The organism is Enterobacter sp. T1-1, assembly GCF_000710795.1.
GTDB lineage: Bacteria > Pseudomonadota > Gammaproteobacteria > Enterobacterales > Enterobacteriaceae > Enterobacter > Enterobacter cloacae.
Window position 1 is genome coordinate 62,142 of record NZ_JALW01000004.1, and the last position, 23,701, is coordinate 85,842.

The following is a 23,701-nucleotide window of genomic DNA, read 5'->3' on the forward strand; positions in this document are numbered from 1 at the left end:
CATGTCGTGAAATTAAGAAACCGAAACCGACAACGTCGGGCGCTGATCCCGCACCATTTTTCAAAGAGCTACGAGATCAACGCCCCGCGGCTGAAAGGCGTGTTAACGCTGTTTATCTCCTTTTTTCTCTGTCTGCTGGTCTTTTCGATCGTCTTTAACTTTTCGGAAACCACGCTGGCGCGCGGGGTGCTGATCCCGGCCCAGGGGGATGTGGAAGTGCGTGCCAGAGAGTCCGGCACCATCGTGGATTTTGCCGTACGTCCAGGCCAGTACGTGAAAGAGAATGACCCGCTTTTTACCGTGTCGCAGGACTACGGCGGCAAGCAGGGCTCGGTGGTGCAGTTCGATCGCCAGCAGATGGAGGCGGAGAAAAAGCGCAGCGAGCAGCGCGTGCAGACCATTGAAGATTCTATCGCTACGTACCGGAAAAACCTGGCGCAGCAGCTGGATATTGCCGACCGGCAGATTGTGGTATCCCGCGACAAAGTGAAAAAGCTGCGTGCGTTGCTCAAAAACAGCACCGATACCTATGAGGCGTGGAAAGCGATATCCGGGAAAGGCTATGTGTCGAAGGTCGATCTGGATAAAAGCCACAACGACGTGCTCAACGCGCAGCTTAACCTGACGCTGGAGGAGAGCAGTATCCTCGATCTGGAGGCGCGCAAAACCAGCCTGACCGACAGCACTCAGTCGCAAATCGACTCCCTGAGCCAGGAGCTGCTGTACGTGAAAAACCGGATCAGCGAAATTGACCGCAACCTTTCCAGCCGGGGTAGCTCTACGATGGCCATGCTGGCGCCTGCCGATGGCTACGTGGTGGCGATCAACTTCCCGCCGGGCCGGGCCATTACGCAAAACAGCGAGGTGGTGGTGGTGATCCGTAAAAACACCGCCGCGTCGATGGAGGGGTACCTCTATGTGCCAGCCACGGGCGTGGGCCGGGTGGCGAAAGGGGATAAGGTGAAGCTGCGCTTTGACTCCTGGCCGGTGGATAAATATGGCTCGGTGGAGGCCACCCTGTCTGATTTCTACGAGGTGAATATTGATGCGCATTCGGCGCTTATCCCGCTCCAGGAGGGGCAGAACTACTATCTTGCCAAGGTGCGGGTGCCTTCCTGGTTTACCGATCCGGACAACAAAAAGCGTCTGCTGATGGGCGGGATGACGGTTAACGCCGATATCGTTATCGATCGCAAACCGCTTATCAATCTGCTGATTGCGCCGCTGGAGCGGGTGCGTAAACGGTTTATCGATTGACCCGATTTCATCGTTCATCGCCCATTAGCCCACAGGCTAACGCCGGGTCGCGGGCTATTCTCCTTATCACACGCACAGGAGAATAGCCCATGAACATCACTCATATTCGCAATGCTACCCAACTGATCACGTATGCCGGTAAACGCTTTTTGATCGACCCGATGCTGGCCGCAAAAGACGCTTATCCCGGTTTCCCCGGCACGGCGCGGGCCGAGATCCGTAACCCAATGGTTGAACTGCCCGTTGACGTCAGCACGCTGCTGGACGCCGATGCGGTGATCGTCACCCACACCCATGACGATCACTGGGATCGCGCGGCGGTGGAACTGATCGCCAAAGACAAACCGATCTATGTGCAAAACGATCGTGATGCCGCGCTGCTGCGAAGCCAGGGTTTTCATAACCTGACGGTTATGACCGACGAGACCACCTTCGGTGATATCCGCATCGCGAAAACCCACGGCGGCCAGCATGGTACCGATCGCGCGTACGCGGTGCCGGAGCTGGCAGAGCGTCTGGGCGAAGCCTGCGGTGTGGTTCTGCGCCACCCCGACGAGAAAACGCTCTACATCGCGGGCGATACCGTCTGGCGTGATGCGGTGGCGGCCGATCTGCAAAAACACCAGCCGGATGTGGTGGTGCTTAATGCCGGATACGCGCATGTGATCGGTTTCGGGCCCATCATTATGGGGGTACAGGATCTGCTCAACGTTCACTTCCTGCTGCCGCAGGCAAAAATTGTGGCGGTCCACATGGAAGCCATTAACCACTGCCTGCTGAGCCGCCGCGCGCTGCGGGAATACGTGGAAGCGAACCAGATCGGTGATGCGGTGAGCATTCCCCAGGACGGCGAAACCGTTATATTCTGAGCACCAAAAAGGGAAGGAGAGACAGATGCCACTTATCAACGTCGCGATTGTCGCGGTGGACGGGTTTAGCCCGTTCCACTACTCCGTTCCCTGTATTCTGTTTGGCGACGCGGTCTCCGGCGAAAAGCGCTTTAACGTGATGATCTGCGCCGAAAAACCCGGCGTTCTCACCTCTAAAGAGGGTTTTGCCCTCAACGCGACGCAGGATTTTTCAGCCATCGCGCAGGCGGATATTGTGGTGGTGCCCTACTGGCAGCACGTGCTGGATCGCCCGCCTCAGGCGCTGCTCGACAGCCTGGTGCAGGCAAGAAACAACGGCGCGGAAATCGTCGGGCTGTGTCTGGGGTCGTTTGTGCTGGCGTATGCGGGCATTCTCGACGGCAAGCGCGCGGCCACCCACTGGGAGTTTGAACATCACTTCCAGTCGCTTTTTCCGCGCGTCCAGCTTGATATCAACGCCCTCTATGTGGATGACGACAATATTATTACCTCCGCCGGGACCGCCGCCGCGCTGGACTGCTGCCTGTATATCATCCGTCAGCGCTTTGGCAGCGTGGTTGCCAACCAGATCGCCCGTCGGATGATTGTGCCGCCGCACCGCGAAGGCGGTCAGGCGCAGTTTATTGCCCAGCCGGTGCCGAAGGACACCCGCGACGCGCGGATTAACTGCCTGATCGACTACCTGCAGCAACACATTACCGAGCCGCATAATCTCGACTCGCTGGCGAAGGTGGTCTCGATGAGCCGCCGCACGCTGACCCGCCATTTTGTCAACGCCACCGGCATGACCGTGGCCGACTGGCTCACCGCCGAGCGCCTGCGGCGCAGCCAGATCTTGCTGGAAGCCGGCAATATGCCGGTTGAACGCGTGGCCGAGCTGGTGGGGTTTAACTCTGCGGTGACCTGGCGACAACAGTTTAAGGCGCGTTTTGGCGTCAGCCCGACGGAGTGGCGCAAGACGTTTCGTATTCAGCCGTCTGTAGCCAGGCATGATGCGACATGAAGTAACACCGTCTTTTAGGCCGGGAGACCCGGCCTGCGGATGCTTTTAACTCACAACACCTTACTGAACAATCACGCGGCCATTCAGCGGCTGAAGCGGACGGTTATTGCTGTGCTCAAGCGCTTGCTTAAACATCTCCAGCTGCTTTTCTGACAGGGTGACGGTGTTTTTCATCACCAGCCAGCGCAGCCCTTCGGTGCACGGTGGGGTGGTCAGCGAGCCGCTGAAGCGATAATAGTGCAGGTCAGCCGGGAACAGCGGACGAAGATCGAGGTGTTTATCAATCGAGATTTCGTGGTCCTTTTCCTTCGGAAGGCGCGCCAGCAGCGGGTTGAGTGCGCTGTTTTCCGGGCCGACCTCAAACATAACGGCAAGCACCGCGACGTCGCCCTCTTTGCTGGCATGAACAAAGTGCGCTTCCAGCGGGAAGGATTTGCCGTTGATCCGGTTTTCGCTCGGGGTGTGGAAATGGTACTGGCGCAGGGTAAAGATCTGATCGTCCAGACGGAATTCATCTTCGTCGCTGGCGGTCACCTGCAGGGTATGGCCGTTGTTCACCAGCTTTTCGGCGGCGGTATGGAAATTCATCTCCAGCGGCGGCAGCGTGGCGTTATAGGCGTTACGGATATCGATGGGTGACTGGAATTTCCCGGTCTTGCAGGTGGCAAACTCGTCGCTGAGCTCGCCCCAGTTTTCCGGACCACTCTTGCCTTCATACGTCCAGTGTGGTGCAGACCCCGCAAAGACAGAGGCAGATAAGGCGAATAAGGATGCGGTCAGAATGTGTTTCATGTTGTGTCTCTCAGAATAAGAAATGCGCGTTAAAATACTGATGGCATTGTACTCTTTTCCAAAAGACCCGTCTTATATTGTGGTTATTTGCGTTAAAGAAAATGAAAGCCCCTTCTTACCCCAGCTTCTCCATCTTCGTCTCTCCCTCCGTCATTGACAGCTGATACAGCGAAAACGATCGGTGCTTCTCAATCAATGTCGCCAGCTCCGGCGAGTGGCTGGTGAGCCAGATCTGCGAGTAGCGACTGGCTTCGGCAATCAGGCTTGCCAGCGCGGGCAGCATCTGCGGATGCAGGCTGTTTTCCGGTTCGTTGAGGGCGATAAACGCCGGTGGGCGCGGGCTTAACAATGCCACCGCCAGGCATAAAAAGCGCAGCGTGCCGTCAGAAAACTCCGCCGGTTCCAGCGGGCGGCTTAAGCCCTCGCGCTGCATCATCATGCGAAAACGTCCGCCGGTGTTGTCGCTGTAAAACACGCAGCCGGGGAAAGCCTGATCAAGAATGCGCATCAGCAGCAGTTCATCGCCAATCTCGACAATGGTCTGAAACGCCGCCGCGAGGTTGGCGCCATCGCTCGCCAGCACCGGAGAGCGGAAACCCACCTGCGGGGCACGCATCATGGAGCCGCTTGCAACGGAAAACTCATGATAAAAGCGCCAGTTACGCAGGGACTCGCGCATCTGCGACACTTCCGGGTAAAGGTGCGGTTCGCCGAGCTGTCCGAACACCGATTCGTTCTCGTACAGCGTGCCGCTGTGGGTCACTTTCTCGTGGTGGACGTTATTCAGGAAAACCGCCTGATTTCTGCGCTTCATCAGCTGTGCCGACGGGCGGCGGTGCTGCCCGCTCAGCCAGAGCGACTCTTCCTTGATCACCGGATCGAGCTGAAACTGCGAGGGATAGGGCAGCTTCTCAACAAAGCCTACCTGCAGCTCGTATTCGTAGGTTTCGGTTTCTACCGCCAGGTTCATCCGTCGCAGCTGGTCGATGCGGGTTTTACCCGCCCAGAACACTTTCAAAATCCCGCCTTCATTCGCCAGAGCCTGAGAAAACTGCCCCTGCGCGGCGCTGTGCATCAGGTGGATCGCCTTGTAAATATTTGATTTTCCGGTGCCATTCGGGCCGAAGACAATGTTGAGTTGTTCCAGCTCCAGCGACATATCGCGAATTGAGCGGTAGTTTTGAATGTGCAGGGTGTTAATCACAGGCCGATCCCTTTTTTGCGTTATAACCTGTATATATTTACAGCCTTTCAGGCGAAATGCAAAAAAGAGACGACAGTGAGGATGTCGTCTAAACGGGCTACTGCTTCGGGCCCCTGAGGGTCAATGGGGGCCTTCGCCTTATTGATTATTTAACGGCCAGACGCAGACCCAAATCATCAGGATAGGGATCAAAGTAGTTTTGCGTCATCAGATACTGATCCGGGTATTCGGCCAGGTAATGTTTTAGCAGCGTGATCGGCGCAAGAATGGGCAGAAGCCCTTCGCGGTAATGCAGGATCACGTCACGAAGCTCACCCCGCTGGCGGCTGTTAAGCTGATTGCGAAAATAGCCCTGAATATGCATCAGCACGTTGGTGTGATTTTTCCGCGAGGCGGGCTTTTTCAGGATGGTCATCAGTTTTTCGCGGTACGCCTCGAAGAACGCGTCCAGATCGTCCCATTCATGCAGCGAGGCGACAAATGGGCCAATCTCACGGTAACCCGCCTGATGGTGTGCCAGCAGCTGCAGTTTGTAGCGGCTGTGAAAATCCAGCAGCGCGCGGCGCGTCAGGCCGTTTTTACGCAGCGTGTTCAATTCGTGCAGCGCAAAAACGCGCTCGACGAAGTTTTCCCGCAGCACCGGGTCGTGCAGACGGCCATCCTCTTCTACGGGCAGCCACGGCCAGGTTTCAAGGAGCGCGGCGGTGAACAGCCCGACGCCCTCCTTGCGGCCCCGGTTGCCGTTTTCATCGTACACGCGCACGCGTTCCATGCCACAGCTGGGGGATTTTGCACAGACGATAAACCCGGCGAGATCGCCGATCTTTGGCAGATAACTGGCCGTAAAGTCGGCCATTTTCTGCGTGACATCATCATGCGGCGGATGGCTAAAACGCATCTGCGTGTCACCGCCGGTCGTCATGATCAAACGCAGCGCAGGGCGTGGTGTGGGCAAGCCGATGGCCATTTCGGGGCAAACGGGTCGGAAATTCACCCACTGGGCCAGCTCATCCATGACGAAACCCATACGCTTATGCCCGCCGTCAAAGCGAACGGCGGACCCGGTCAAGCAGCCGCTAATACCCAGCACAGGTTTCGTTGTCATGGTATGTTCCTCCAGAGCCAATACTTAAAACTTACACAATCTTGCTTATTTGTCCAAGTATTGGCGGAGGTATTTTTTATTGCCTTTTAAAATCAATAGTTTTTAACTGCCCTTGTAGGTTGAATAACCGTACTGACTCAGCAGAAGTGGAATGTGCAGTTTCTCGTTGGTCCGGGTGACGGTAAACAGCACCGGTACTTCCGGGAAGAATGTCTCCAGCTTTTTAGCGTGGAAATAGTCTGCGGTTTTGAAGGTCACTTTATACACGCCAGGCTGCATGTCCTGTTCCTGGGGATAGAGCGATTTGATACGTCCGTCATGGTCGGTTTTGCCGCTGGCAACCGGGATCCATTTGTCCTGCTGCTGCTTTTCCAGGGTAACGGTGACATCCGAAGGTGGCATGCCGGTTTGCTGGTCGAGAACGTGTACGCTCAGCGTGCCGGCAGGGGCACTGAAGGCGGCAGGGGCAAAAGCCATGGAGGCCAGGATCAGCAGAGGGGCAGTTTTTTTCATGTTGTTTTCCTGTGAAGTTGTCAGTCACAGGAAAACGTTAGCATCTGCGGCGCGGAAAAATATTCAACTTTTCGTGAAGATTCCCGCAGGAGAAAATCATTAGAGGATAATGACCTCAAGGGAAAGCTGCTGCTGCCACTGCGCCACCTGTTTTTTCCGCGCGGCGGTCAGTTTACCGCTGGTGACCAGCAGCCATTTGCGATCGGGAAATATCTCCGGTGCCAGCGTGGCAGGGGGCGTGGGTAATACGTCGATGCGGTGACCCTGACCGGTCCGCGACAAGGCTTCGAGCCAGATTTCACACGGGTCGTTCAGATACCAGCCGCTGAGCAGAATGTTATCGCCCGGCGCTTTTTTATCGCCTTCGAGGCAAAACGAGGTGTAGGCGATGAGGATGCCGTCGAGGATCGCGCGCAGAGTCATGGCGGCGGCGACGTTGGCGGACACCTGGCTGCGCAGCGGACGCAGCACGTTGGTCACCAGCTCAGGTCTGGGGTATTCGCGGCCCGCGTCGTAAATCATCTGGCGCAGGGACTCGATTTTGCCCCCCTGCAGGCGTTCCAGCATGTTCTGCTGTAGCGTTTGCCAGTTGTTGGTCCGGCGGGGTACAGGGCGCTCAAGCAGGGGTTTTACCTGGCCAATGGGCACGCCTTTTTTCACCCAGTCGAGGATTTTCAGCGCCTGCTGAACGTCTTCATCGCTGTACTGGCGGTGGCCGCCCTCCGTGCGCTGTGGCTTGAGTAAACCATAACGACGCTGCCACGCCCGCAGCGTGGTGGCGGTGATGCCGCTAAGTCTGGCGAATTCGCCGATGGAGTAAGCCATGTCCATGTCCAGAGTGGAGGAATACTCTCAATATACTACGAATTTTTCAGAACGGGATGAAGCGCCGAAAGGGTGCACTACACTTAACATCCAACCGTGCAAATGAAAGGAATTCTCATGAAGCTATGGCCTGTTGTCACCGGGGTTGCCATTGCGCTGACCCTTGTAGCCTGTAAATCCCCCACGCCGCCGAAAGGCGTGCAGCCTATTTCCGGTTTTGATGCCAGCCGCTATCTCGGCAAGTGGTATGAAGTCGCCCGCCTGGAGAACCGCTTTGAACGCGGGCTGGAGCAGGTGACGGCCACCTACGGCCAACGGAGCGATGGCGGAATCAGCGTGCTTAACCGGGGTTACGACCCGGTGAAGAACAAATGGAACGAGAGTGAAGGCAAAGCGTACTTTACCGGCGCGCCAACCACCGCCGCGCTGAAGGTTTCGTTCTTCGGCCCGTTCTACGGCGGCTATAACGTCATCAAGCTGGATGATAAGTACCAGTACGCGCTGGTCAGCGGCCCGAACCGCGACTACCTGTGGATTTTGTCGCGCACGCCAACCGTGCCGGACGCGGTGAAGCAGGATTACCTGAACACCGCGCGCAGTCTGGGCTTCCGGGTCGATCAGCTGGTGTGGGTAAAACATTAACCCCTACTGGTACGAGAACGTAATGCTTGCCAGCGCGTTCGCCGAGCCGGGGACCAGTTCGCCGGTTCGGATGTATTGCGCCTGGAACGGCAGCGACAGGGTTTGTGCCGCAGTGGTGCTCTGGATAAAGAACTGATTGGTTGTGCCCGCCGCCGAGCTGTCCGGCCCCATCATCAGCGGGCCGGTACCGTTATAGAAAAACTGCACCCCTACGCCGGACGCGGTGGAGTCGCCGGTCAGCGTCACCACCGACGAGGTGTTTGACGGCGTGGTCTGATCGGTCATCACCGCGCTCACCGCGACGTTCGCGTCACAGGTCAGGCTGACGTTAAACGCACCCGAAGGCGATGTACTGCCCACGGCGGTCAACGTGCGGATATCGATCGTACCCAGATCGACGTTCGCGCTTTTGGTGCCCACCGTACAGCCGCTCGCCGTCACGGTGATGGTGGTGGGGTTAATGATGACCTTTGCCGTTTTGACCTCGTTGTTATAGGCGGTCACCACCGCAGCTTCGAGGGTGGGGATCTGGTAAACCCCTGACTTCAGTGCTGTCGCGGTCTTAATAAAGGTCACCTTGGCAGACCAGCCTAAACTGGTCGCATAACCATTGGTGCCCTCTGCAGGATAGCTTTGGGTAATACCGCTTTGCAGGGGTATCCAGGCCGAGCCGTTAAAATCTTTTAGCCCGATGATATACCCCACCCCCGGCACGCCGGTTTCAAAAATGGTGTAGTTCACCCCGTCGACGGTGACCGTTGTGCCGCTGGAGATCGCGCTGCTGCTCGGCTCCAGCGTGCCTTTGGAGCAGGTAAAGACCCAGCCGCACCAGAACACTTCCTGTACGCTGACGGAGGCGCTCCAGGTGGAGCCGATAATGCTCCCCGGCACCACCGAATCTGCCGGGCCGCTGTAGGTCATCGGCTGCGGGGAGAGGGTGATATCTGATTTCCATTCCATCGCCTGTACGCTGGCGCAGAGCAGTAATCCGCTAATAAACAAGAATAAACGCATCATTGATACTCCGTGGTCCAGGTGGCAAAGGCGGAGACGTCTCCGGCATTCACCGGCGCGCCCGTGGCGGCCAGCCGAGCGTAGAAGGTCATCTCTACGCTGTCATCGCCCGGCGTGCCCCGGGCAGTGGTTTGCGTGTCGAGGGGGATCAGCCCGCCGTCTTTATCGAGGATCTGCACCGCCACGCCGGTGGCGCCGCCGTCGGCAATTTTCACCAATTGCGGGTTGTCGTTATCCGGCGTGCCGCTGAAGCGGATTTTGACCCCGGCAAAGGTTGGCCCGCACGCTTCAAGCCTGATCGTGAAGGGCGTTTTGATATTGCTGACCGCGCCTGCACGGGGGAATTGTTTAATCCCGATGGTACCCAGCGGAACGTCCTGCTCTTTAGAGTCCGCCGCAACAACGCAGGTGTTGCCGATCAAATTCCCGGTGACGGAAACCAGCACGTCATAGCCGCGAACCGGGAACGTGAAGATCAGCAAAGCGATGCTGAACGTCCGAAGCGTTACTGACATACCACCTCCTGTGAATAGAGCCCGGTACGGGCGTTATAGCTCTGCTTATTCAACGCGTAGTTGATGGTGCAGCGCTGGTCGCTGTTGCGCCCCCATACGGCACTCAACGTGCCCTGCTCGGTTAACCCCGACAGATACAGGCTGCCGCCGTCGCCGACGATGCCGCTGGTTTTGTCATCGTTCAGTGAGACCAGCGTGCCGAAGGGCAGCACGTCGTTGCCGCGGCGCACGACAAACATCGCTTTTTTCCCCTGGCGTGTGACAAGGGTGGCGCGAACCAGCGCGCCGTCGGTCGGCGTTTTGTTGACGATGGCATTCTCCAGCTCCACGTCATTACCTGCGGTTGTGACATCCAGCGCGACCTGGTTCACGCGGTACGGCGTGGCGTAGGGGATCACCGCGTAGCCCCGGCTGTCGGTTTTGATACCCTTGTGGTTAAGCACGGCAACGTCGCTGGCGCCCGGGGCTTTCACCAGAATGTTGGTGTTGCCGAGCGGCTGGCTCAGCGTCAGACCATCTTCATGCAGCACCGCTCCGCCGCTCATCCCGTAGCTGAGGTTGCGGGATGAGCGGGTGTAGCTGTAGCCTAGGTTGTAGTCTCCTTTTGCGCCTTCGTATTGCAGCGTGGCGTCGCCGCCGTAGTGCTGCTGCGCGCTATAGCGCTGGTTGACGCTGTAAAACAGGTTCTCCTGGCCCGGCAGATAACCGCTCACGCCGGTACTGGCCGTAGTGCCGGTTGAATCTGCATGGGTGGTGGTAAAGCGGGCGCGGGTCGACAGCGCCGGGTTGCCCAGCGGCACCGAAAGTGACATCGCCAGCACGTTATCTTTTTTGTCGTCATACAGGCTAGAGCTGCGCTGAACGCTGACGCCAAGCGACACGTTACGAAACGTGGCATTCCACGCGAACTGCAAACTTTGCGTGGTTTTCGACGTGTTCCAGTAGGTTTGCTGATCCCACGACAGCGACAGCGAACCGTATTGCCCCATCGGCTGTGACAGCAGCAGCTGGTTTTTGGCCTTACGCGACATGCGCAGGTTATATACCGTGTCGTAGTGGGTGGTGACGGTGCCATCGTCTTCCACAATCTGCTTTGGGGATCCGCCCGCCATGCCCTTGTACGTGGTATCGCTCAGGGTATAAAACCCTTTCGTTGAGTAGCGCAGCGAGAAAAAATTAACCCGCGTGCCGATATCATTCAGCAGCTTGCTGTAACGCAGGCGCACGGAATCGCCGGTGTAGTGCTGGTCGTCCGCCAGCTGGCTGCGGGCGTGGGTCAGGTCGATGGAATACGCGCCAAAGCGCCCCAGGTTCTGCCCAATCCCGAAGGCCAGACCGTTATAGCGATCGGCAAACTGCGCCCCACCGTAAAACGTCAGGCCATAACGCCAGCCGTAGAACAGCTCGCCCTGCGCGAAAGAGGGCGCATCCTGATGGCCCATCGGACGATATTTTCCTGCTCCCAGGGCATATTTCAGCTGTCCGTTACGCACCAGGTTTGGCACGCTGGCATACGGAAGCGTGTACTGCGTCTGGCTGCCGTCGTTCTCCTGGATTGTGACCGCGAGATCGCCCCCGGAAGAGGTCGGGTAGAGATCTTTCAGCACAAACGCCCCCGGCGGCACTGAGGTTTGATAAATGATGTTGCCGTTCTGGCGAACCGTCACCGTGGCGTTGCTGCGGGCGATGCCGCGCACTTCCGGCGCATAGCCGCTCAGGCTGGCAGGCAGCATATTGTCATCGGTTTTCAGGGCAATGCCGCGCAGGCCCACGGCGTCGAACACCTGGGCGGAGGTATACGTTTCCCCGGCGTAAACCTGCGCGTTCAGGGCGGGAATATCCCGCTGCAGCCAGGTCTGCACGTGGGTGAGTTCGTTAGTATCTTTGGTCCACGTGGTGAAATCACGCAGCCGCCACGCGCCGAGATTGATGCCGCTGTTCAGGCTCGCAAACAGCTGCTGGTCGCGCGTGCGCGTCTCGCCCTGATAGTCATTGTTCGAGCCGTTTACCACATAGTTCAGCCACGCGGCAGGAATGCCCGCTTCCCAGCTTTCCGGGCTGACATACCCGCGCGGCAAATTGCGCATCGCGCTCTGCGGTACGGTGAAGCTGAGGGAGAGCGACTGCTGGTCAAAATCAAACCGGGTATCGGCAAACGCCTCCGTCAGAAAAATGCAGCGCTGCGCGAGCGGCAGTGCGCCGCCTTTCGCCTGCTGGCTGTTGATGCCCAGCGCCGCGATCTGTTCAGGCGTGAGACATGGCAGGGCTTCCCCTGTATTTTCAGCGGTGCGGAACGTGACATTGCCGGTAAACGCATAGTTGTTATTGATATACACGTTGAGGTTGTGATCGCCCGGCGGCAATGCGCTCCCGGCGTTGACCCAGGCGAGATCGGCGCTGTTGGCGCTCTCACCGTTGAGGAACGCAGGGTTAAATTGCAACGCGCTTTCAGCCGCCATGGCCTGCCGAATTACCAGGGAGATCACCGTGGCACACAGGATTTTTCTTTTCACGTGGTCACGCCTCACAGTCGGGATTATTGGGACAATGCCGCGCGTGTCGCGGGCGTCCATGCGCCATAATCGTTAATGGTCTGGTAGCTCACGCTGCTGGCGTGGCTGAAGGTTTCGCCCAGCGTTACGCTGGATTTCGGCGGCACCATCACCGGTTGTACCGGCATGCCATCGATTTTCAGGTTGATGGTGGTGAGGTAGTACGGCGTTGGGTTGCTGAGCGTGACCTTTCCGCCGCGATAGGCTCCGGTCAGGCTTTTCCAGGCGTCCCCTGCGCCTTGCCCAAGGCTCTCCGGGCGATAAAACACCTTGATGCGGTTTGCCGAAGCAAACTGCAGCGAATTGCCGGAACCGCTTTTGGTCTGCTGCGGGATGGCTTTCACCGTCATCCAGTAGAGCGTTTCGCGATCCTCTGGCAGGGCTTTACCGTTAAACATGATTTTCACCGCGCTTTCGCTGGCCGGTTTCATGACGAACAGCGGCGGCGTAATAACGAAGTCGTTGGTTTTTTGCCCTTTTTCGTTTTCCATCCATGACTGGATCAGGAACGTGGCGTCGGGATGCGTGTTCCTGACCTGCAGCATGGACTGGTTGGTAGTGCTGGAGTAAACCATTCGCGTGGCGCCCAGCCCTACGCCGCCTGCATATGCGGCGGATGAACATAATGAAATAGCCAGACAGATCCCTGCTTTTGCGCGCATGGTGCGTCTCCTTAAAGCTGAGTCAGGCCCGGCCAGCGAACCGGGCCTGAAAATTACGAGTAGGTAACGGTGTAGGTTGCAACCGCGCTGGCATCACCCGCCGTGGCGTTGCCCTGCGGTGAGTAATATTTCGCGCTGAAGTTCAGGGTGTTGGCCCCCGCACGCAGAGGAATGGCGGCGGCAGGTTCACCCAGCTTCACCACTTTGCCCTGCTCGTCGTACAGGCGAATCGCAACGTGCTGCGCCGAGTTAGCGCCGCCGTTTGCGCCAACGGCCAGGCTGTTGGCATCGGCCGCATCCGGCGTACCGGTGAAGGTCACGGCCACGGTGGTGGCGGCAATCGGGTTGTCTTCCGTTGAGGCGGAGGTATCGGCGATTTCGCAATCTTCCAAGGTAATGGAGAAGGCTTTCGCGGTGCTGGCTTCACTGCCTGCCGCGGCTAGCGTGGCGGTACGCACTTCGCCCATGTCGACATCAATGTTGGCGCTGCCAGCACTGATGGCGCAGGCTGAGGTCACCACCTTGCCGCTGAAGTTCACCGTACCGCCGCTGGTGGTTGCAGCGAACGCCGACCCTGCTGGCAGTACTGCCGCAACGGCGACGGCAAGCAGTGTTTTCGTTTTAAATTGAGCTTTCATTGTCCTGATTCCATGTTGTCGTTATGTCGGGTTGTGCTCTTGGTCGACAGATCTAACTGGTTAAAAAGACCAGCAAATCTGTCTTATTTCTGAGCCCAAGTTTTCTTATCGCTGAGCTTTTTAACGCGCTGACGCGGCGGTAAGAAAGCTGCTCTGTTTCGGCGATATAACGCATATCCAGACCTTTTCGCAGATCCTTCAATACTCGCCATTCGCCCGGCGTCAGCGATAACGCCGTGGGTTTCTTTTTTGGGCGATATCGGCTATCGACCATTTTTAATAAGCTGGCTCGCCAGTGATAAAGTGGCTCCTGCAGCGAGATATAGGCATCTATATCGCCGCGTATCCACAGCCAGGAATTGGCTGGCGCGGAATACATACAAATAAGGACGTCAGGCTGGCGGGATTTGATGTTTTTTATATATTTCAGGCAATCAAATCCCGCGTGATACTTTTCCGTGCCGGATAAAAAAATGACATCAACGGGGGTGGTTGAACACACGGTTTCCATTAATGAATAATCATCGCTTGATGCTATTATCTGCATTTCAGGAACTATGTTTTTTAATACCGCGGCGATCCCCTGACGTGAAAAGTGATCGCCTCCCAACAGTGCGGTTGTTAAATGACGTTTATTTCCGGTTTTATTCGCCATGTTATTCCCTCGATTTATAATTGTAATGAGGCTCGCCCGTCTGGCAGAACGATGCCTGTATTTTCGAAGCAATTAAGCATTGCACGGTATGGAGTCACTATACGGATAGTGCGAAACAGGTAATCTGAATTAATCTTAATTTGTATTAAGTTGAGCTAAACGGATTTCTTCATTATCTCCCTGCCGTACCGGCTGCCTCATATTTGCCTGTAATTAATCATACCGACACTTTTTAATGAAAAGTTGGCTTTACTAAATGTTTTGTAAGGAAATTGTCTGGTGATGTCAGGTATTCCGCCTTGTTACTTACTTCTGCTAACAATTTCATGGTGAAACTGTTAATTATGACGGGGCTTTTAGACGAGTTTGAGATGACTGAAATTGCCTACAGGCCGCGTCTTGTCTGGTTTCCTCGGAAAAAGTGAATAAAGGTCTCTGAATAATTCAGACACGGATGGCCGAAGCGTTCAATTCGCCGTTTTGTCGAGTTTTGTCAGTGTCAAGTCCGCGTGGGGAAAGGTAGCATGAGGCATTTTCAGGTGCTTTGCCAGATCTCATATGGCCAAAAAGACGGTTAAGAGAACTTCAGATAAGCGGTTAAGAAAAAATAAAAATAAGATTTTTCGCCAGGCGCCAGGATATACAGACGGGGGTTTATCGGTCACATTAATCCTTAAACCGGCGTTTACAGGAGGTATTTAACGAGTCTTATGCATAAGTATTATATCATTAATGGCATCGTCGAGTTTCATCCTGCGGCCAGCACATTACGCGACCTCAATAATCCTGAACAGGTGGTGGTATTAAACTCGCCTGCCGGACGTTGTTTGCTGTTATTGATTGAAAGAGCCGGGAGTATTGTCACTCAACAGGAGTGTATGGACATTGTCTGGCAACGTCGGGGAATGATGGTGTCGCCGAATACCTATTACCAGAATATCTCTATTCTGCGTAAGGGGCTGAAAAAAGCCGGGTTTGAAACCGATCCAATCGTCACGATCCCCCGTATTGGCCTGACGCTGGCAAGCGATACGCAAATTACGATTAAAGAGGCGCAGTTGCCCTCGGCAGAGCCAGAAGCACCGGTCCAGACCGTTCAGGAAGAGGCTGGCGTACCGCAGCCCGTGGCTCCTGTCACTCCCGTTGCTCCGGTTGCGAAACGACGCTTCTGGCTGGTGGGCGCACTGCTGGCGCTGCTGTTAATCATTAGCGTGAGCGTCATCAGCTATAGCCGGCCGCATGACAACTATTTTGTGGACGGTTACCGCTTCACGACAATGATGGGAGAGTGTCGGCTCTATTTTGCCCGCGATATCGAGACGCCGCAGGACAGGGAAAAAGCGCTGGCCTATGCTGCGCCATTTAAAGATGAATGCAGCAGTTATCCCTGGATCTATATCAGTGGATATAGCCTGTTGCCGCGTGCTTCGGTGATCCGCTGCGACCGGGCAATGACGGAACCAAACCGTTGTATGTCAGATTACTTTATTCAGGATCATTAATATGGCTCGTTACCGTCAAACGCTGTTAACGCTCTGTTTGTGCCTGCTGGTGGGGGCGTTAGCCGCTGGCTATTATCTGTGGCAGCGTTATTACATTCATCCTTTTGCCTGTCAGGTGAACTTTATTCAGCACCATCCTGAAGAGACACTGACCTTGTGGCTAAATTATACGGTGGACGGTAACAACGGTACGCTCAGCATGAACGGTCGGGTGAAGAGCGATCCGGGTAAAACCTTTAATCGTAAAATATTCTTTCAGGTAGAGCGCAAAGATAATGTCTATTACATGCGATCTGTCCGCAATATCAAATTCCCCGATGATGACGTGAGCGACAGCTGGCTGGAGAAGTACGAACCGTTATTTTTCATCTACCCCAACGAGAGTATTTATATGCGAATTAAGAAACAGCAGAATGATAATTATTTATTCATTCTGGGGACGTTACCGACCTATGTGTGCCACCCCTCAAAAACGGAGGGCTGAACGGGAAAAGCGTTGCTGTTTTGTGGTCATCATTTATACTTTATTGAACCGCTAAGAAATATCTTAGAGTAATATAAGAGCAACACAATATGTTGCGATAATGTAATTAATATTTTTTGGCAAGGTAATGAAAACTTTAACTGATGACTCATGCAGGCGTGGTTCTGCACGAAATAAACCCCTGCATATCGGTTTATTTCTGTGGCCCCATTTTTCATTATTAGCCCTATCGGGGTTAATGGAGGCGTTACGTACGGCGTCCTGTGTACAAAAATCCAGACAGAAAGTCGCGTTCAAACTCAGTCTGATAAGCACCCGGGCGGAATTGCCCATCACCAGCAGCTCCGGTATTAGCGTGCAGCCTGAAGCCGCGCATCTTACTCCGGGGGAATACGACTATATTGCCGTGATTGGCGGAAGTCTGGAGGATCTGGATAAGGGGCTCCCGGACGACCGGGCATTTCTTGCAGAGGCGCATCACAACGCCATTCCGCTGATCGGTATTGGCACCGGGAGCTTTATCCTGGCGGAAGAGGGGATCCTCAATGAACGGCGCGCCTCGATCCATCCTTATCATTATGACGTCTTCACGCAACGGTTTCCGCAGGTTTATGCCGAGCAGGGGCTGGATTTTATCGATGAAGGCGATGTGCTGACCTGCCCGGGCGGGATCTCGACGCTGACGCTAACCACGGCGCTGATTCGCGCCCATGCGGGCGACGATATTGCCGCCACCACGTCACGGCGTTTATCGCTCTCACCGCACGCTGTTACTACCCCGCGGCCTGCCAATATTGCGCTGATCCCGGACTCGCGGCTGCGCAGAGCGGTCATGATCATCGAACAGTACCTGACACGCCCGCTTAGCGCCGCCGGGCTGGCCCAGGACGTCAAGCTGAGCGAGCGTCAGCTAAATCGCCTGTTTCACGCCGAGTTTGGTAAAACGGCACGTGAATTTATCCGCAGCGCCAGACTGCGCTATGCCTGCTGGCTGTTGAAGAACTCGCAGCAAAGCGTCACGGACATTGCGCGGCGGATGGGCTTTAGCGACTGCGCCCATTTTATCCGTCATTTCCAGCTTGAGTACGGCTGTACGCCTGGGGTGTGGCGCACGTCGCAGAGCTAATGCCCCGATTTCGTGCTTTCTTCGTAGGGTATTACTGGTTTGCCTGGATACACTTCCGTTAAAAGCCCAACGGGGGGACGATGACATGAACTGGCAGCCTTTTCGCGGCAGCGCACCGGGAAATATGACCATTTTCAGCGCCTCATTTCCTGATGTCAGCGACCAGTGGCCGATGAAAGACGAGACTGCCCGGGAGATCAACGCGCTTAACCAGGCGCTGAAAGCCGACCCGGCGCTTCGCCCTCCGCTGATTGAATACGAAGAGGGCGGGCAGGCGGTGCTTGTCCCGCAGAACCGTTACTCCGAACAGGCTTTTCGCAACCGGCCTGCGCTTCTCGCGTGGCGCGCCCGGCTGGTTCCCACCGCGCTGGCGCTGTTTGTGGTGCAAAATCCGCTGGAGGACCGCCTCCCCGAAGGCACGAAAATGGACAGCGACAGCCGCCAGTGGTTTATTCACGCTAACGACGCCATCGGCGTGCGCTCCCGCGCAAAAGTGCTGGCTGCGCTGGTAGAGAAGTACATCCATAACGAGAGCGAGAACAACTGGGTGAGCCTGGCCAGCGGGGCGGCCATTCCCGTGCTTGAGGCGCTGCGCAACGCAAAGCTCGACGGCCAACAGGTGTACCTGACGCTGGTAGATAAAGACCCCGTCACGCTGAGCTGGGCCGAAACCATGGCCGCGCAGGAGGGGCTGGTTGTGGGCGAACAGCTGACGCTGCTCAGGCGCAACCTGCTGCATACGCTGGTGCGTAACGACGATTTACTGCTGGAGCTGGGTGAGCATCAGGCCGAACTGGTCGACGCGCTGGGCATATTTGAGTACTTCAGCGATACCGATGCGGTGACTTTCCTGCAGCGCGCGCTGCGGCTGGTGCAGCCCGGCGGGGCGGTGATTGTGTCGAATATGCTGACCAGCAGCCCGCAGATCGACTTTGTGCTGCGCGGTATTGGCTGGGAGGACATCCATCCCAGGTCGTTGCAGCAATTGCAGGATATCCACCTCGCGGCGGGCGTGCCGGTGGAGAATGTCACCGTGGTGGTGCCAAAGGATGGGGTGTACGCGGTGATGGAGGTGAAGGTTTAGCGCGATCGGTTCCCTCTCCCTGTGGGCTGAGGGGGAGCAGCACGCACAGAGTGACTTGCATTAGTTCGGTTTTCCAAACATGATCCCCTCATGAAAATAGAAACCGCACATCCCTCACACTTCGAACGCCTGGTCGCAATCTGGGAATCCTCCGTTCGCGCCACCCATCACTTTTTACAGGAAAGCGATATCGCGGCTCTGCGCCCGCTATTGCTCAACGCGTATCTGCCAAATCTCACCGTCGTGATGGCCAGCGATGATGCAGGTATTATCCACGGCTTTTTAGGCGTGGATGAAAACCGCATTGAAATGCTGTTTGTTGATGATGTGAGCCGGGGAAAGGGCGTGGGGAAATTACTGCTGCACTATGCCATCGCAAAGTTTGGCGTAAACGAAGTGGATGTGAATGAGCAAAACCCGCAGGGCGTCGCGTTTTATCGCCATATGGGGTTTGTGCAGGTCGGCCGCTCAGAGGTTGATGGGCAGGGGAATCCGTTTCCGCTGTTGCATATGCGGTTGGCTGAGTAGCCTTGACTCCCTCTTCCTGAGAAGAGGGAGCCTGCAAGCTAGTTACTGGTAATTTGCCCGATGATTACGCCACGCACTTTTTCGCCATTGAAGTAATAAGAGACTGTATTGCTCTGGGTGAATCCATTCTGTACTGGCGTCTCCTGATAAAATAGCATCGCGTTGTTTTTGGCGATCTCTTTCTTGCCGAACACTTTGACCAAATTCTCATGAGTCGCATTTAACAATGGAACATTAGCGACTGATACGCTGACATGCTCCGTTGTTTTTGCACACTCTTTATGGACGCCATCCCGGGCAATAGCTAGTGCAGTCAGCAATCCTGCACCCATTTCGTTATCTGAAATGAACCAGTAATTAGTACCATCATCGTCATGAAGGCAGACCCAGCGTGCGGAACTGCCTTTCTTAACAGGAGTTTTGGCTATATCTGATAGGTGAGTTACCTCCATCTGAACGATTTTCATACCGATAGTGATAGTGGGAGATAGGGGCATTGTTGTTGAAATTTCCGTCAGCGTTCCGTCTTCGTCGTCATACTGGGTTGCGAAGCCAGTCATTTCAGTTGCTAAGACATGCGGACTGACTGCAACCAGTAATGGTAATAAACAAAATAAACGCTTCATTTGACAATCAGTACCGTATCGTTGCTTTTCCAGATACTCCTCCGGGCACTCAGAGGAGCAATGATGCAACCTTCTGAAGAATCATCCGGGTGCAAACTGCTTTTACCATGAATTTTAAATGCATCCCTACCGCACATATCATTTGTCGAGTATGGCGTAAGGCTGAGAGTATATTTTCCAGTATGCGCTGAATTATGGGGTGAACCAATTGTGTAGGTTCCTCTGGGAAGAGGTCCGCTGTTTTTGACACATTCTTGCGAAGGATCGTTTTTGTAACCACTTGCTCCTGCATAATCCGCATCAAACTGATATACACCATTTAGGTAAAATTTGTGCTCTTTTACATCATATTCCCAGGACATACTTTCTCCCTAAGCGCGCTCTTTCCATGTGTCAGTATGTATAATGTTTCCATCAATGTAGTGCCATGTTATTTTTTCATATGTTAAATCTACATATTCATGGTGTGTATAGCGTTCATTACGTGGGTGTTTAATATCAAACATAATAGGTTCAATTTGTACCACTCTTGCATTTTCTAAAATAGTCTTAAAGTAAGCCTCCTCTAGCCCATTATAGTTGATCCTGTAAAATATAAATTCTGCCTTTTTTAGCGTTTGTCCTGTGCTCAAGGCTTTGTATAGATAAGAGGATGAGGAATCAATTTCTTTCATGAATGCATAGGTACTACAAATACGTTTTGCTGTTATTTTTCCGGAAAATTTATCAATAGGTTGTTCGACAGAATGCATAAACTCAATCACTTCTATTGAACCTTCGCGATTTTTTACGTCGACAGACCCTTTAATTTTTCGGCCTGTATCATCCTCAAGCCATAAGTAAACAGGTATAGCCATCTCAATCTCCTTCGATAGATTGAGCCAAAATACTCTGCATTGTTTCCTTAAAATGTGATTTTCATCGGAAAAAGAGATATGAATAAACTATTGATAATGTAGGAGGAACTTATTGTTCCTAAGTATTAATATTTTGTATAAATCCCTTTAATAAAGAACTTGTAAGCCCGTGTTACAAGTTGGGTAAGATCCTTTTTAAATATTGTGGGCAATAACTGGCATTACATAAATTTTGTTATGCTGGCTGCCTTGACGCAGCCAGATGGGTTATAGGGGAAACGTTATGATAATTGCAGACTCGCTAGCGTATTCTCGATCTGGGATAACTTTGCTTTTGTACGTTTGTAATCATTCTGCAACCTCTGCTCCTGCTCGTTATATGCCACCAGAACAATGCACCCTTTCATCACTTTGACGGTCACCTGATGTCCGGTTTCAAACCCTGCCGCGCGTGGCCATTTGCCAGACAGAATGATATTGGGCGTGGATTTGTCGAAAACATTCGAGCGGTATCCCACAATTAACGAACGCTCGGTTCCGGATTGGTCGGTGTCTGGGGTAGAATGCGAATCAGCCATAATCAACTCCTTGATAGTTTGTGAGGTTAGGCGCTCCTGTTGTGACCCCGCACATCGGAGCGTTGCTAGTAGAGGAGGTTTAGGTGGCCTCATGTCAATCATATCGCGCGAAAAAACCAAAAAGCGGTGAGCAGTCCCCGCAATTTAAGATGTGTATTGATCTGGCATTGAAGGAGCGGTTGGATACCGTGGCGGCTGAGGAAGGGGTGAGCCTCGCCAGTTGGTTGAAGGAGCTGGCGAGGAAGGCTTTTCTAAAGAAAAAATATTATTCCGAAAGGTTAACAAAATTGTCAGTAATGTTATATAACGAATTCTGAATATTGTTTTATATACCTTGAAAGGTCCATTTTTTTTGAGGGCCGTCGCAATGGTATTGATTTTACATTATTAAAGGTTTTAATAAGCTGATCCCGATATGCTCCATTGTTAGTTTCCTCAAATAATTTGAGGTATGACTTTGATAAATAATTAGAACATATAAACCATGGTTCTATCTGAGTTTTTTCAAATCCATCCCTTGCATCTTCTAAATAACGAATAGCTCTACTATATGAATTTCTTCTTTCACACAGGAAAATCCCATATAACATTAAAAGTGAGTAATATGCATTAGTGTTTATCAAATATCTGTAGTCATATTCAATAGACTCGATAGCTTGTTCATAATTTTTTTCAATAATATCAAGGATATCATTATTATTTTTATGAAATTTTAAATATGCATCTTTTAAAATTCGTGCGAACTGTATTGGCACATAAGGATGATTTGTTATCATTGAATGCTCTTGCATTTCTTTTAATACTTTATCATAGCCTGTTTTATCGTTCCGTAGCATACAACTTTTTGCTTTACCATAAAGGTCAAAAGTTTGGGCTATAATTATTTTGTCAATATAATTTTTAGGTTGCCATTCATTAACGTTATCTCTTAATCTTTTGTTGGCACTTAAAGTAGTGTCAACATCAGTAAGGGTTCGCTTTATTTTTTCTTTATGAGTCCTAATTTTATCTTTTAAGTCAGCGAGTTGGAAACGATCGGGCATTAATTTAATAAAAACAAATCTTTTAGCAAATTCATTTAGTTCATAAAATTCCCCTGTTTTATTGAGGATTAAACGCTCGCATAAAGAATTACATAGCTTTTCAGATACTGGAATATCAATTTTGGCCAGTTTACCTACGGAGTACAGATCTATTTTTTCATTATAAAGGCTTATTAATATAACAACATCCCTGACTGGCATTCTTTTCTGTTCTAGTGCTGTAAAAGCACTGTCAAATGTATTTTTGTACATGAAATTTGAAATAATCTCTGCATCTTTTGAGCTATATGAGGCCAGATTATTTACTATGGTATCGAATTCAACAACTCTTCGATGAAGTGAGTTTAATACCTGTATTATAATTAATGAGTTACCCTTGGATAAGTCCAGTAACCTATCCGTTTGTGAATCAGATAATGAAACGTTTAATATTTCACTATCAATTATATCATGAATAAATTTTCTTCCTTTATCATTAGTAATGAATTCTTGGATATTTATTTTCTCTTCACAGGGTTCCTCATTTCTCGAGGTTATAATAAACTGTATAGTCCTAGGCATTCTCTTTATGAAAGAAAATATTTCTTCTTTTTCATTTCCTGCAAGGTTTTCAATATTATCTATAGCAATTATCCCCCCGGAATACTGTTCTTCAATCAAATTAAAATTATCAACTTTTAAATCTTTTTTAATTAAATCTTGTAATTCATTAAAGCTTTTAAATTCTGGCTTCCTATCGTCAATATATAGTTCACCGGTTGAATGATTGCTTTTTAAATATTCGTCCTTGCTGGAATAAAAAAGAATAAAATCAATTTTATTATATTTACCATCTTTCTTATCTTTTAATAATTTTTGTAAAAATTCAAGCGTTAATGCAGTTTTACCCACTCCTCCATATCCGTATAATACGACTGAACCAGCTAAACGGATTGAATTATCATCACCTAATATAGATTTATATAATGTTGATAACTCTTCATCTCTACCTATTAATACTTTATGTGATGCTTTTGCAATGCTAAGATTATTTGTGATTCTGTCATCGTTGTAATTTATTGATTTATATTCTTTTATTTGTCTTTCGACTTCATTTTTGGCACAGTACCAGTAATATTTATCCTCTAGCCCCGTCAACATATGTTCAACAAATGTCAAAGTTTTATTGGCATCAGAAATAGGCGTGAGATATGAAGCTGGATGCGAGAAGTTATTTCTCAGTTTATGGTATAAGGAACATGAATAGTGAAAGTCTTCGACAGAAGGGAATTTCTTTATTAATGATTCGTTAGAAAAATTCCTGTTAAAAAACACCATGATTAAATCAATTAAAGAAGAAACATAAGGTACGTTGTTGTTATATTTTTTTGTGCGATAACTTGTTTCGCATGTCAATATTTCATTGTGTATAGATTCATGATTTTTAGTGAGGTCATTGATTTTGGCATTCAATCTTCTTGAAAATATCACATCGTCAGTAATAGTTATTTTTTGAAGCTGAGCCTTGAACTCCAGAGGGGTAGGGTATGACCTTATAATGATGTCTGATATAAAGCTTCTAAGCGCTACCTCACTATTTTTAATGATCCATTGGAGCTTATCTTCCTGAGCTTTAGTAATATACATA

Annotated in this window: 25 protein-coding genes; 9 read left to right on the forward strand and 16 right to left on the reverse strand. The window is 52.1% G+C overall.

Features of this window, described 5'->3' with window-relative positions:
- The first annotated feature begins 6 nt into the window (after nucleotides 1-6).
- The 3 genes from AK59_RS0101730 to AK59_RS0101740 all read left to right on the forward strand — a co-directional run bounded on the left by AK59_RS0101730 (nucleotide 7) and on the right by AK59_RS0101740 (nucleotide 3,129).
- The gene (locus AK59_RS0101730) at nucleotides 7-1,257 is read left to right on the forward strand and encodes an HlyD family secretion protein (RefSeq protein WP_013094850.1); all 1,251 of its coding nucleotides are present in this window, start codon (nucleotides 7-9) and stop codon (nucleotides 1,255-1,257) included.
- Nucleotides 1,258-1,346: 89 nt separating this feature from the next.
- The gene (locus AK59_RS0101735) at nucleotides 1,347-2,126 is read left to right on the forward strand and encodes an MBL fold metallo-hydrolase (protein ID WP_029881874.1); all 780 of its coding nucleotides are present in this window, start codon (nucleotides 1,347-1,349) and stop codon (nucleotides 2,124-2,126) included.
- Nucleotides 2,127-2,151: 25 nt separating this feature from the next.
- Nucleotides 2,152-3,129 (forward strand): GlxA family transcriptional regulator, encoded by a 978-nt coding sequence (locus tag AK59_RS0101740; RefSeq protein WP_029881875.1) that lies wholly within the window; start codon nucleotides 2,152-2,154, stop codon nucleotides 3,127-3,129.
- A gap of 60 nt (nucleotides 3,130-3,189) precedes the next feature.
- Here AK59_RS0101740 and AK59_RS0101745 read toward each other — a convergent pair whose 3' ends face one another.
- From AK59_RS0101745 to AK59_RS0101765, 5 genes are all read right to left on the reverse strand, one after another.
- Nucleotides 3,190-3,921: a carbonic anhydrase gene (locus AK59_RS0101745; protein WP_013094853.1), complete on the reverse strand. Its 732-nt coding sequence runs from the start codon at nucleotides 3,919-3,921 to the stop codon at nucleotides 3,190-3,192.
- A gap of 115 nt (nucleotides 3,922-4,036) precedes the next feature.
- Nucleotides 4,037-5,125, reverse strand: coding sequence for an AAA family ATPase (locus AK59_RS0101750; protein WP_029881876.1), 1,089 nt, complete (start codon nucleotides 5,123-5,125; stop codon nucleotides 4,037-4,039).
- Between the two features lie 145 nt (nucleotides 5,126-5,270).
- Nucleotides 5,271-6,230: a YbgA family protein gene (locus tag AK59_RS0101755; protein ID WP_029881877.1), complete on the reverse strand. Its 960-nt coding sequence runs from the start codon at nucleotides 6,228-6,230 to the stop codon at nucleotides 5,271-5,273.
- Nucleotides 6,231-6,332: 102 nt separating this feature from the next.
- Nucleotides 6,333-6,743, reverse strand: coding sequence for a hydroxyisourate hydrolase (gene uraH / locus AK59_RS0101760; RefSeq protein ID WP_013094857.1), 411 nt, complete (start codon nucleotides 6,741-6,743; stop codon nucleotides 6,333-6,335).
- A gap of 99 nt (nucleotides 6,744-6,842) precedes the next feature.
- Nucleotides 6,843-7,568, reverse strand: coding sequence for a MerR family transcriptional regulator (locus AK59_RS0101765; protein WP_020686466.1), 726 nt, complete (start codon nucleotides 7,566-7,568; stop codon nucleotides 6,843-6,845).
- Between the two features lie 117 nt (nucleotides 7,569-7,685).
- Here AK59_RS0101765 and AK59_RS0101770 point away from each other — a divergent pair, with 117 nt between their 5' ends.
- Complete coding sequence (locus tag AK59_RS0101770; protein WP_029881878.1) at nucleotides 7,686-8,210, forward strand: lipocalin family protein; 525 nt, start codon at nucleotides 7,686-7,688, stop codon at nucleotides 8,208-8,210.
- 3 nt (nucleotides 8,211-8,213) lie between these two features.
- Here AK59_RS0101770 and AK59_RS0101775 read toward each other — a convergent pair whose 3' ends face one another.
- Genes AK59_RS0101775 through AK59_RS0101800 form a run of 6 tightly spaced genes read right to left on the reverse strand, consistent with a single transcriptional unit; the run spans nucleotide 8,214 to nucleotide 14,246 of the window.
- Nucleotides 8,214-9,224, reverse strand: coding sequence for a fimbrial protein (locus AK59_RS0101775; RefSeq protein WP_029881879.1), 1,011 nt, complete (start codon nucleotides 9,222-9,224; stop codon nucleotides 8,214-8,216).
- Nucleotides 9,224-9,739 carry a fimbrial protein gene (locus tag AK59_RS0101780; RefSeq protein WP_023621018.1) on the reverse strand — a complete coding sequence of 172 codons (516 nt, stop codon included), beginning with the start codon at nucleotides 9,737-9,739 and terminating at the stop codon, nucleotides 9,224-9,226. The genes AK59_RS0101775 and AK59_RS0101780 overlap by 1 nt, the downstream gene beginning before the upstream one ends.
- A complete protein-coding gene (locus tag AK59_RS0101785) occupies nucleotides 9,730-12,252 on the reverse strand; it encodes a fimbria/pilus outer membrane usher protein (protein WP_032618349.1) in 2,523 nt (840 codons plus the stop codon). The genes AK59_RS0101780 and AK59_RS0101785 overlap by 10 nt, the downstream gene beginning before the upstream one ends.
- Nucleotides 12,253-12,275: 23 nt before the next feature.
- Nucleotides 12,276-12,953 (reverse strand): fimbrial biogenesis chaperone, encoded by a 678-nt coding sequence (locus AK59_RS0101790; RefSeq protein WP_023621016.1) that lies wholly within the window; start codon nucleotides 12,951-12,953, stop codon nucleotides 12,276-12,278.
- 53 nt (nucleotides 12,954-13,006) lie between these two features.
- Entirely contained in the window at nucleotides 13,007-13,591 is a 585-nt protein-coding gene (locus AK59_RS0101795) for a fimbrial protein (RefSeq protein ID WP_013094864.1), read from the reverse strand.
- Nucleotides 13,592-13,643: 52 nt separating this feature from the next.
- The gene (locus AK59_RS0101800) at nucleotides 13,644-14,246 is read right to left on the reverse strand and encodes a LuxR C-terminal-related transcriptional regulator (RefSeq protein WP_029881881.1); all 603 of its coding nucleotides are present in this window, start codon (nucleotides 14,244-14,246) and stop codon (nucleotides 13,644-13,646) included.
- 710 nt (nucleotides 14,247-14,956) lie between these two features.
- On the opposite strand from AK59_RS0101800, the gene AK59_RS0101805 reads away from it, so the two are divergent.
- The 5 genes from AK59_RS0101805 (at nucleotide 14,957) to AK59_RS0101825 (ending at nucleotide 18,970) form a co-directional block, all read left to right on the forward strand.
- Nucleotides 14,957-15,748 (forward strand): winged helix-turn-helix domain-containing protein, encoded by a 792-nt coding sequence (locus tag AK59_RS0101805; RefSeq protein WP_029881882.1) that lies wholly within the window; start codon nucleotides 14,957-14,959, stop codon nucleotides 15,746-15,748.
- Nucleotide 15,749: 1 nt separating this feature from the next.
- A complete protein-coding gene (locus AK59_RS0101810) occupies nucleotides 15,750-16,232 on the forward strand; it encodes a hypothetical protein (protein ID WP_013094867.1) in 483 nt (160 codons plus the stop codon).
- Nucleotides 16,233-16,470: 238 nt separating this feature from the next.
- Entirely contained in the window at nucleotides 16,471-17,358 is an 888-nt protein-coding gene (locus tag AK59_RS0101815) for a GlxA family transcriptional regulator (protein ID WP_029881883.1), read from the forward strand.
- 85 nt (nucleotides 17,359-17,443) lie between these two features.
- Nucleotides 17,444-18,442, forward strand: coding sequence for a class I SAM-dependent methyltransferase (locus AK59_RS0101820; protein ID WP_029881884.1), 999 nt, complete (start codon nucleotides 17,444-17,446; stop codon nucleotides 18,440-18,442).
- 90 nt (nucleotides 18,443-18,532) lie between these two features.
- Nucleotides 18,533-18,970 (forward strand): GNAT family N-acetyltransferase, encoded by a 438-nt coding sequence (locus tag AK59_RS0101825; protein WP_029881885.1) that lies wholly within the window; start codon nucleotides 18,533-18,535, stop codon nucleotides 18,968-18,970.
- Between the two features lie 38 nt (nucleotides 18,971-19,008).
- Here the strand turns inward: AK59_RS0101825 and AK59_RS0101830 are convergent, their stop codons facing one another.
- The 5 genes from AK59_RS0101830 to AK59_RS0101855 form a co-directional block, all read right to left on the reverse strand.
- The gene (locus tag AK59_RS0101830) at nucleotides 19,009-19,596 is read right to left on the reverse strand and encodes a hypothetical protein (RefSeq protein ID WP_231501483.1); all 588 of its coding nucleotides are present in this window, start codon (nucleotides 19,594-19,596) and stop codon (nucleotides 19,009-19,011) included.
- The gene (locus tag AK59_RS0101835) at nucleotides 19,593-19,958 is read right to left on the reverse strand and encodes a tlde1 domain-containing protein (protein WP_072007017.1); all 366 of its coding nucleotides are present in this window, start codon (nucleotides 19,956-19,958) and stop codon (nucleotides 19,593-19,595) included. Before AK59_RS0101835 ends, AK59_RS0101830 begins: the two co-directional genes overlap by 4 nt.
- A gap of 9 nt (nucleotides 19,959-19,967) precedes the next feature.
- A complete protein-coding gene (locus AK59_RS0101840; RefSeq protein WP_029881888.1) occupies nucleotides 19,968-20,453 on the reverse strand; it encodes an Hcp family type VI secretion system effector in 486 nt (161 codons plus the stop codon).
- 281 nt (nucleotides 20,454-20,734) lie between these two features.
- Entirely contained in the window at nucleotides 20,735-21,031 is a 297-nt protein-coding gene (locus AK59_RS0101845) for a SymE family type I addiction module toxin (protein WP_029881889.1), read from the reverse strand.
- A gap of 299 nt (nucleotides 21,032-21,330) precedes the next feature.
- A complete protein-coding gene (locus AK59_RS0101855) occupies nucleotides 21,331-23,700 on the reverse strand; it encodes an ATP-binding protein (protein ID WP_029881890.1) in 2,370 nt (789 codons plus the stop codon).
- Nucleotide 23,701: the final 1 nt, after the last annotated feature.

What these genes read in the sequence shown, in the direction of transcription:
- uraH (WP_013094857.1), bottom strand. Translation starts at nt 6,743, where the DNA reads ATGAAAAAAACTGCCCCTCTGCTGATCCTGGCCTCCATGGCTTTTGCC.
- AK59_RS0101800 (WP_029881881.1), bottom strand. Translation starts at nt 14,246, where the DNA reads ATGGCGAATAAAACCGGAAATAAACGTCATTTAACAACCGCACTGTTG.
- AK59_RS0101770 (WP_029881878.1), top strand. Translation starts at nt 7,686, where the DNA reads ATGAAGCTATGGCCTGTTGTCACCGGGGTTGCCATTGCGCTGACCCTT.
- AK59_RS0101745 (WP_013094853.1), bottom strand. Translation starts at nt 3,921, where the DNA reads ATGAAACACATTCTGACCGCATCCTTATTCGCCTTATCTGCCTCTGTC.
- AK59_RS0101780 (WP_023621018.1), bottom strand. Translation starts at nt 9,739, where the DNA reads ATGTCAGTAACGCTTCGGACGTTCAGCATCGCTTTGCTGATCTTCACG.
- AK59_RS0101830 (WP_231501483.1), bottom strand. Translation starts at nt 19,596, where the DNA reads ATGAAGCGTTTATTTTGTTTATTACCATTACTGGTTGCAGTCAGTCCG.
- AK59_RS0101835 (WP_072007017.1), bottom strand. Translation starts at nt 19,958, where the DNA reads ATGTCCTGGGAATATGATGTAAAAGAGCACAAATTTTACCTAAATGGT.
- AK59_RS0101755 (WP_029881877.1), bottom strand. Translation starts at nt 6,230, where the DNA reads ATGACAACGAAACCTGTGCTGGGTATTAGCGGCTGCTTGACCGGGTCC.
- AK59_RS0101820 (WP_029881884.1), top strand. Translation starts at nt 17,444, where the DNA reads ATGAACTGGCAGCCTTTTCGCGGCAGCGCACCGGGAAATATGACCATT.
- AK59_RS0101815 (WP_029881883.1), top strand. Translation starts at nt 16,471, where the DNA reads ATGGAGGCGTTACGTACGGCGTCCTGTGTACAAAAATCCAGACAGAAA.
- AK59_RS0101840 (WP_029881888.1), bottom strand. Translation starts at nt 20,453, where the DNA reads ATGGCTATACCTGTTTACTTATGGCTTGAGGATGATACAGGCCGAAAA.
- AK59_RS0101795 (WP_013094864.1), bottom strand. Translation starts at nt 13,591, where the DNA reads ATGAAAGCTCAATTTAAAACGAAAACACTGCTTGCCGTCGCCGTTGCG.
- AK59_RS0101855 (WP_029881890.1), bottom strand. Translation starts at nt 23,700, where the DNA reads ATGTATATTACTAAAGCTCAGGAAGATAAGCTCCAATGGATCATTAAA.
- AK59_RS0101805 (WP_029881882.1), top strand. Translation starts at nt 14,957, where the DNA reads ATGCATAAGTATTATATCATTAATGGCATCGTCGAGTTTCATCCTGCG.
- AK59_RS0101790 (WP_023621016.1), bottom strand. Translation starts at nt 12,953, where the DNA reads ATGCGCGCAAAAGCAGGGATCTGTCTGGCTATTTCATTATGTTCATCC.
- AK59_RS0101845 (WP_029881889.1), bottom strand. Translation starts at nt 21,031, where the DNA reads ATGGCTGATTCGCATTCTACCCCAGACACCGACCAATCCGGAACCGAG.
- AK59_RS0101740 (WP_029881875.1), top strand. Translation starts at nt 2,152, where the DNA reads ATGCCACTTATCAACGTCGCGATTGTCGCGGTGGACGGGTTTAGCCCG.
- AK59_RS0101735 (WP_029881874.1), top strand. Translation starts at nt 1,347, where the DNA reads ATGAACATCACTCATATTCGCAATGCTACCCAACTGATCACGTATGCC.
- AK59_RS0101825 (WP_029881885.1), top strand. Translation starts at nt 18,533, where the DNA reads ATGAAAATAGAAACCGCACATCCCTCACACTTCGAACGCCTGGTCGCA.
- AK59_RS0101765 (WP_020686466.1), bottom strand. Translation starts at nt 7,568, where the DNA reads ATGGCTTACTCCATCGGCGAATTCGCCAGACTTAGCGGCATCACCGCC.
- AK59_RS0101810 (WP_013094867.1), top strand. Translation starts at nt 15,750, where the DNA reads ATGGCTCGTTACCGTCAAACGCTGTTAACGCTCTGTTTGTGCCTGCTG.
- AK59_RS0101775 (WP_029881879.1), bottom strand. Translation starts at nt 9,224, where the DNA reads ATGCGTTTATTCTTGTTTATTAGCGGATTACTGCTCTGCGCCAGCGTA.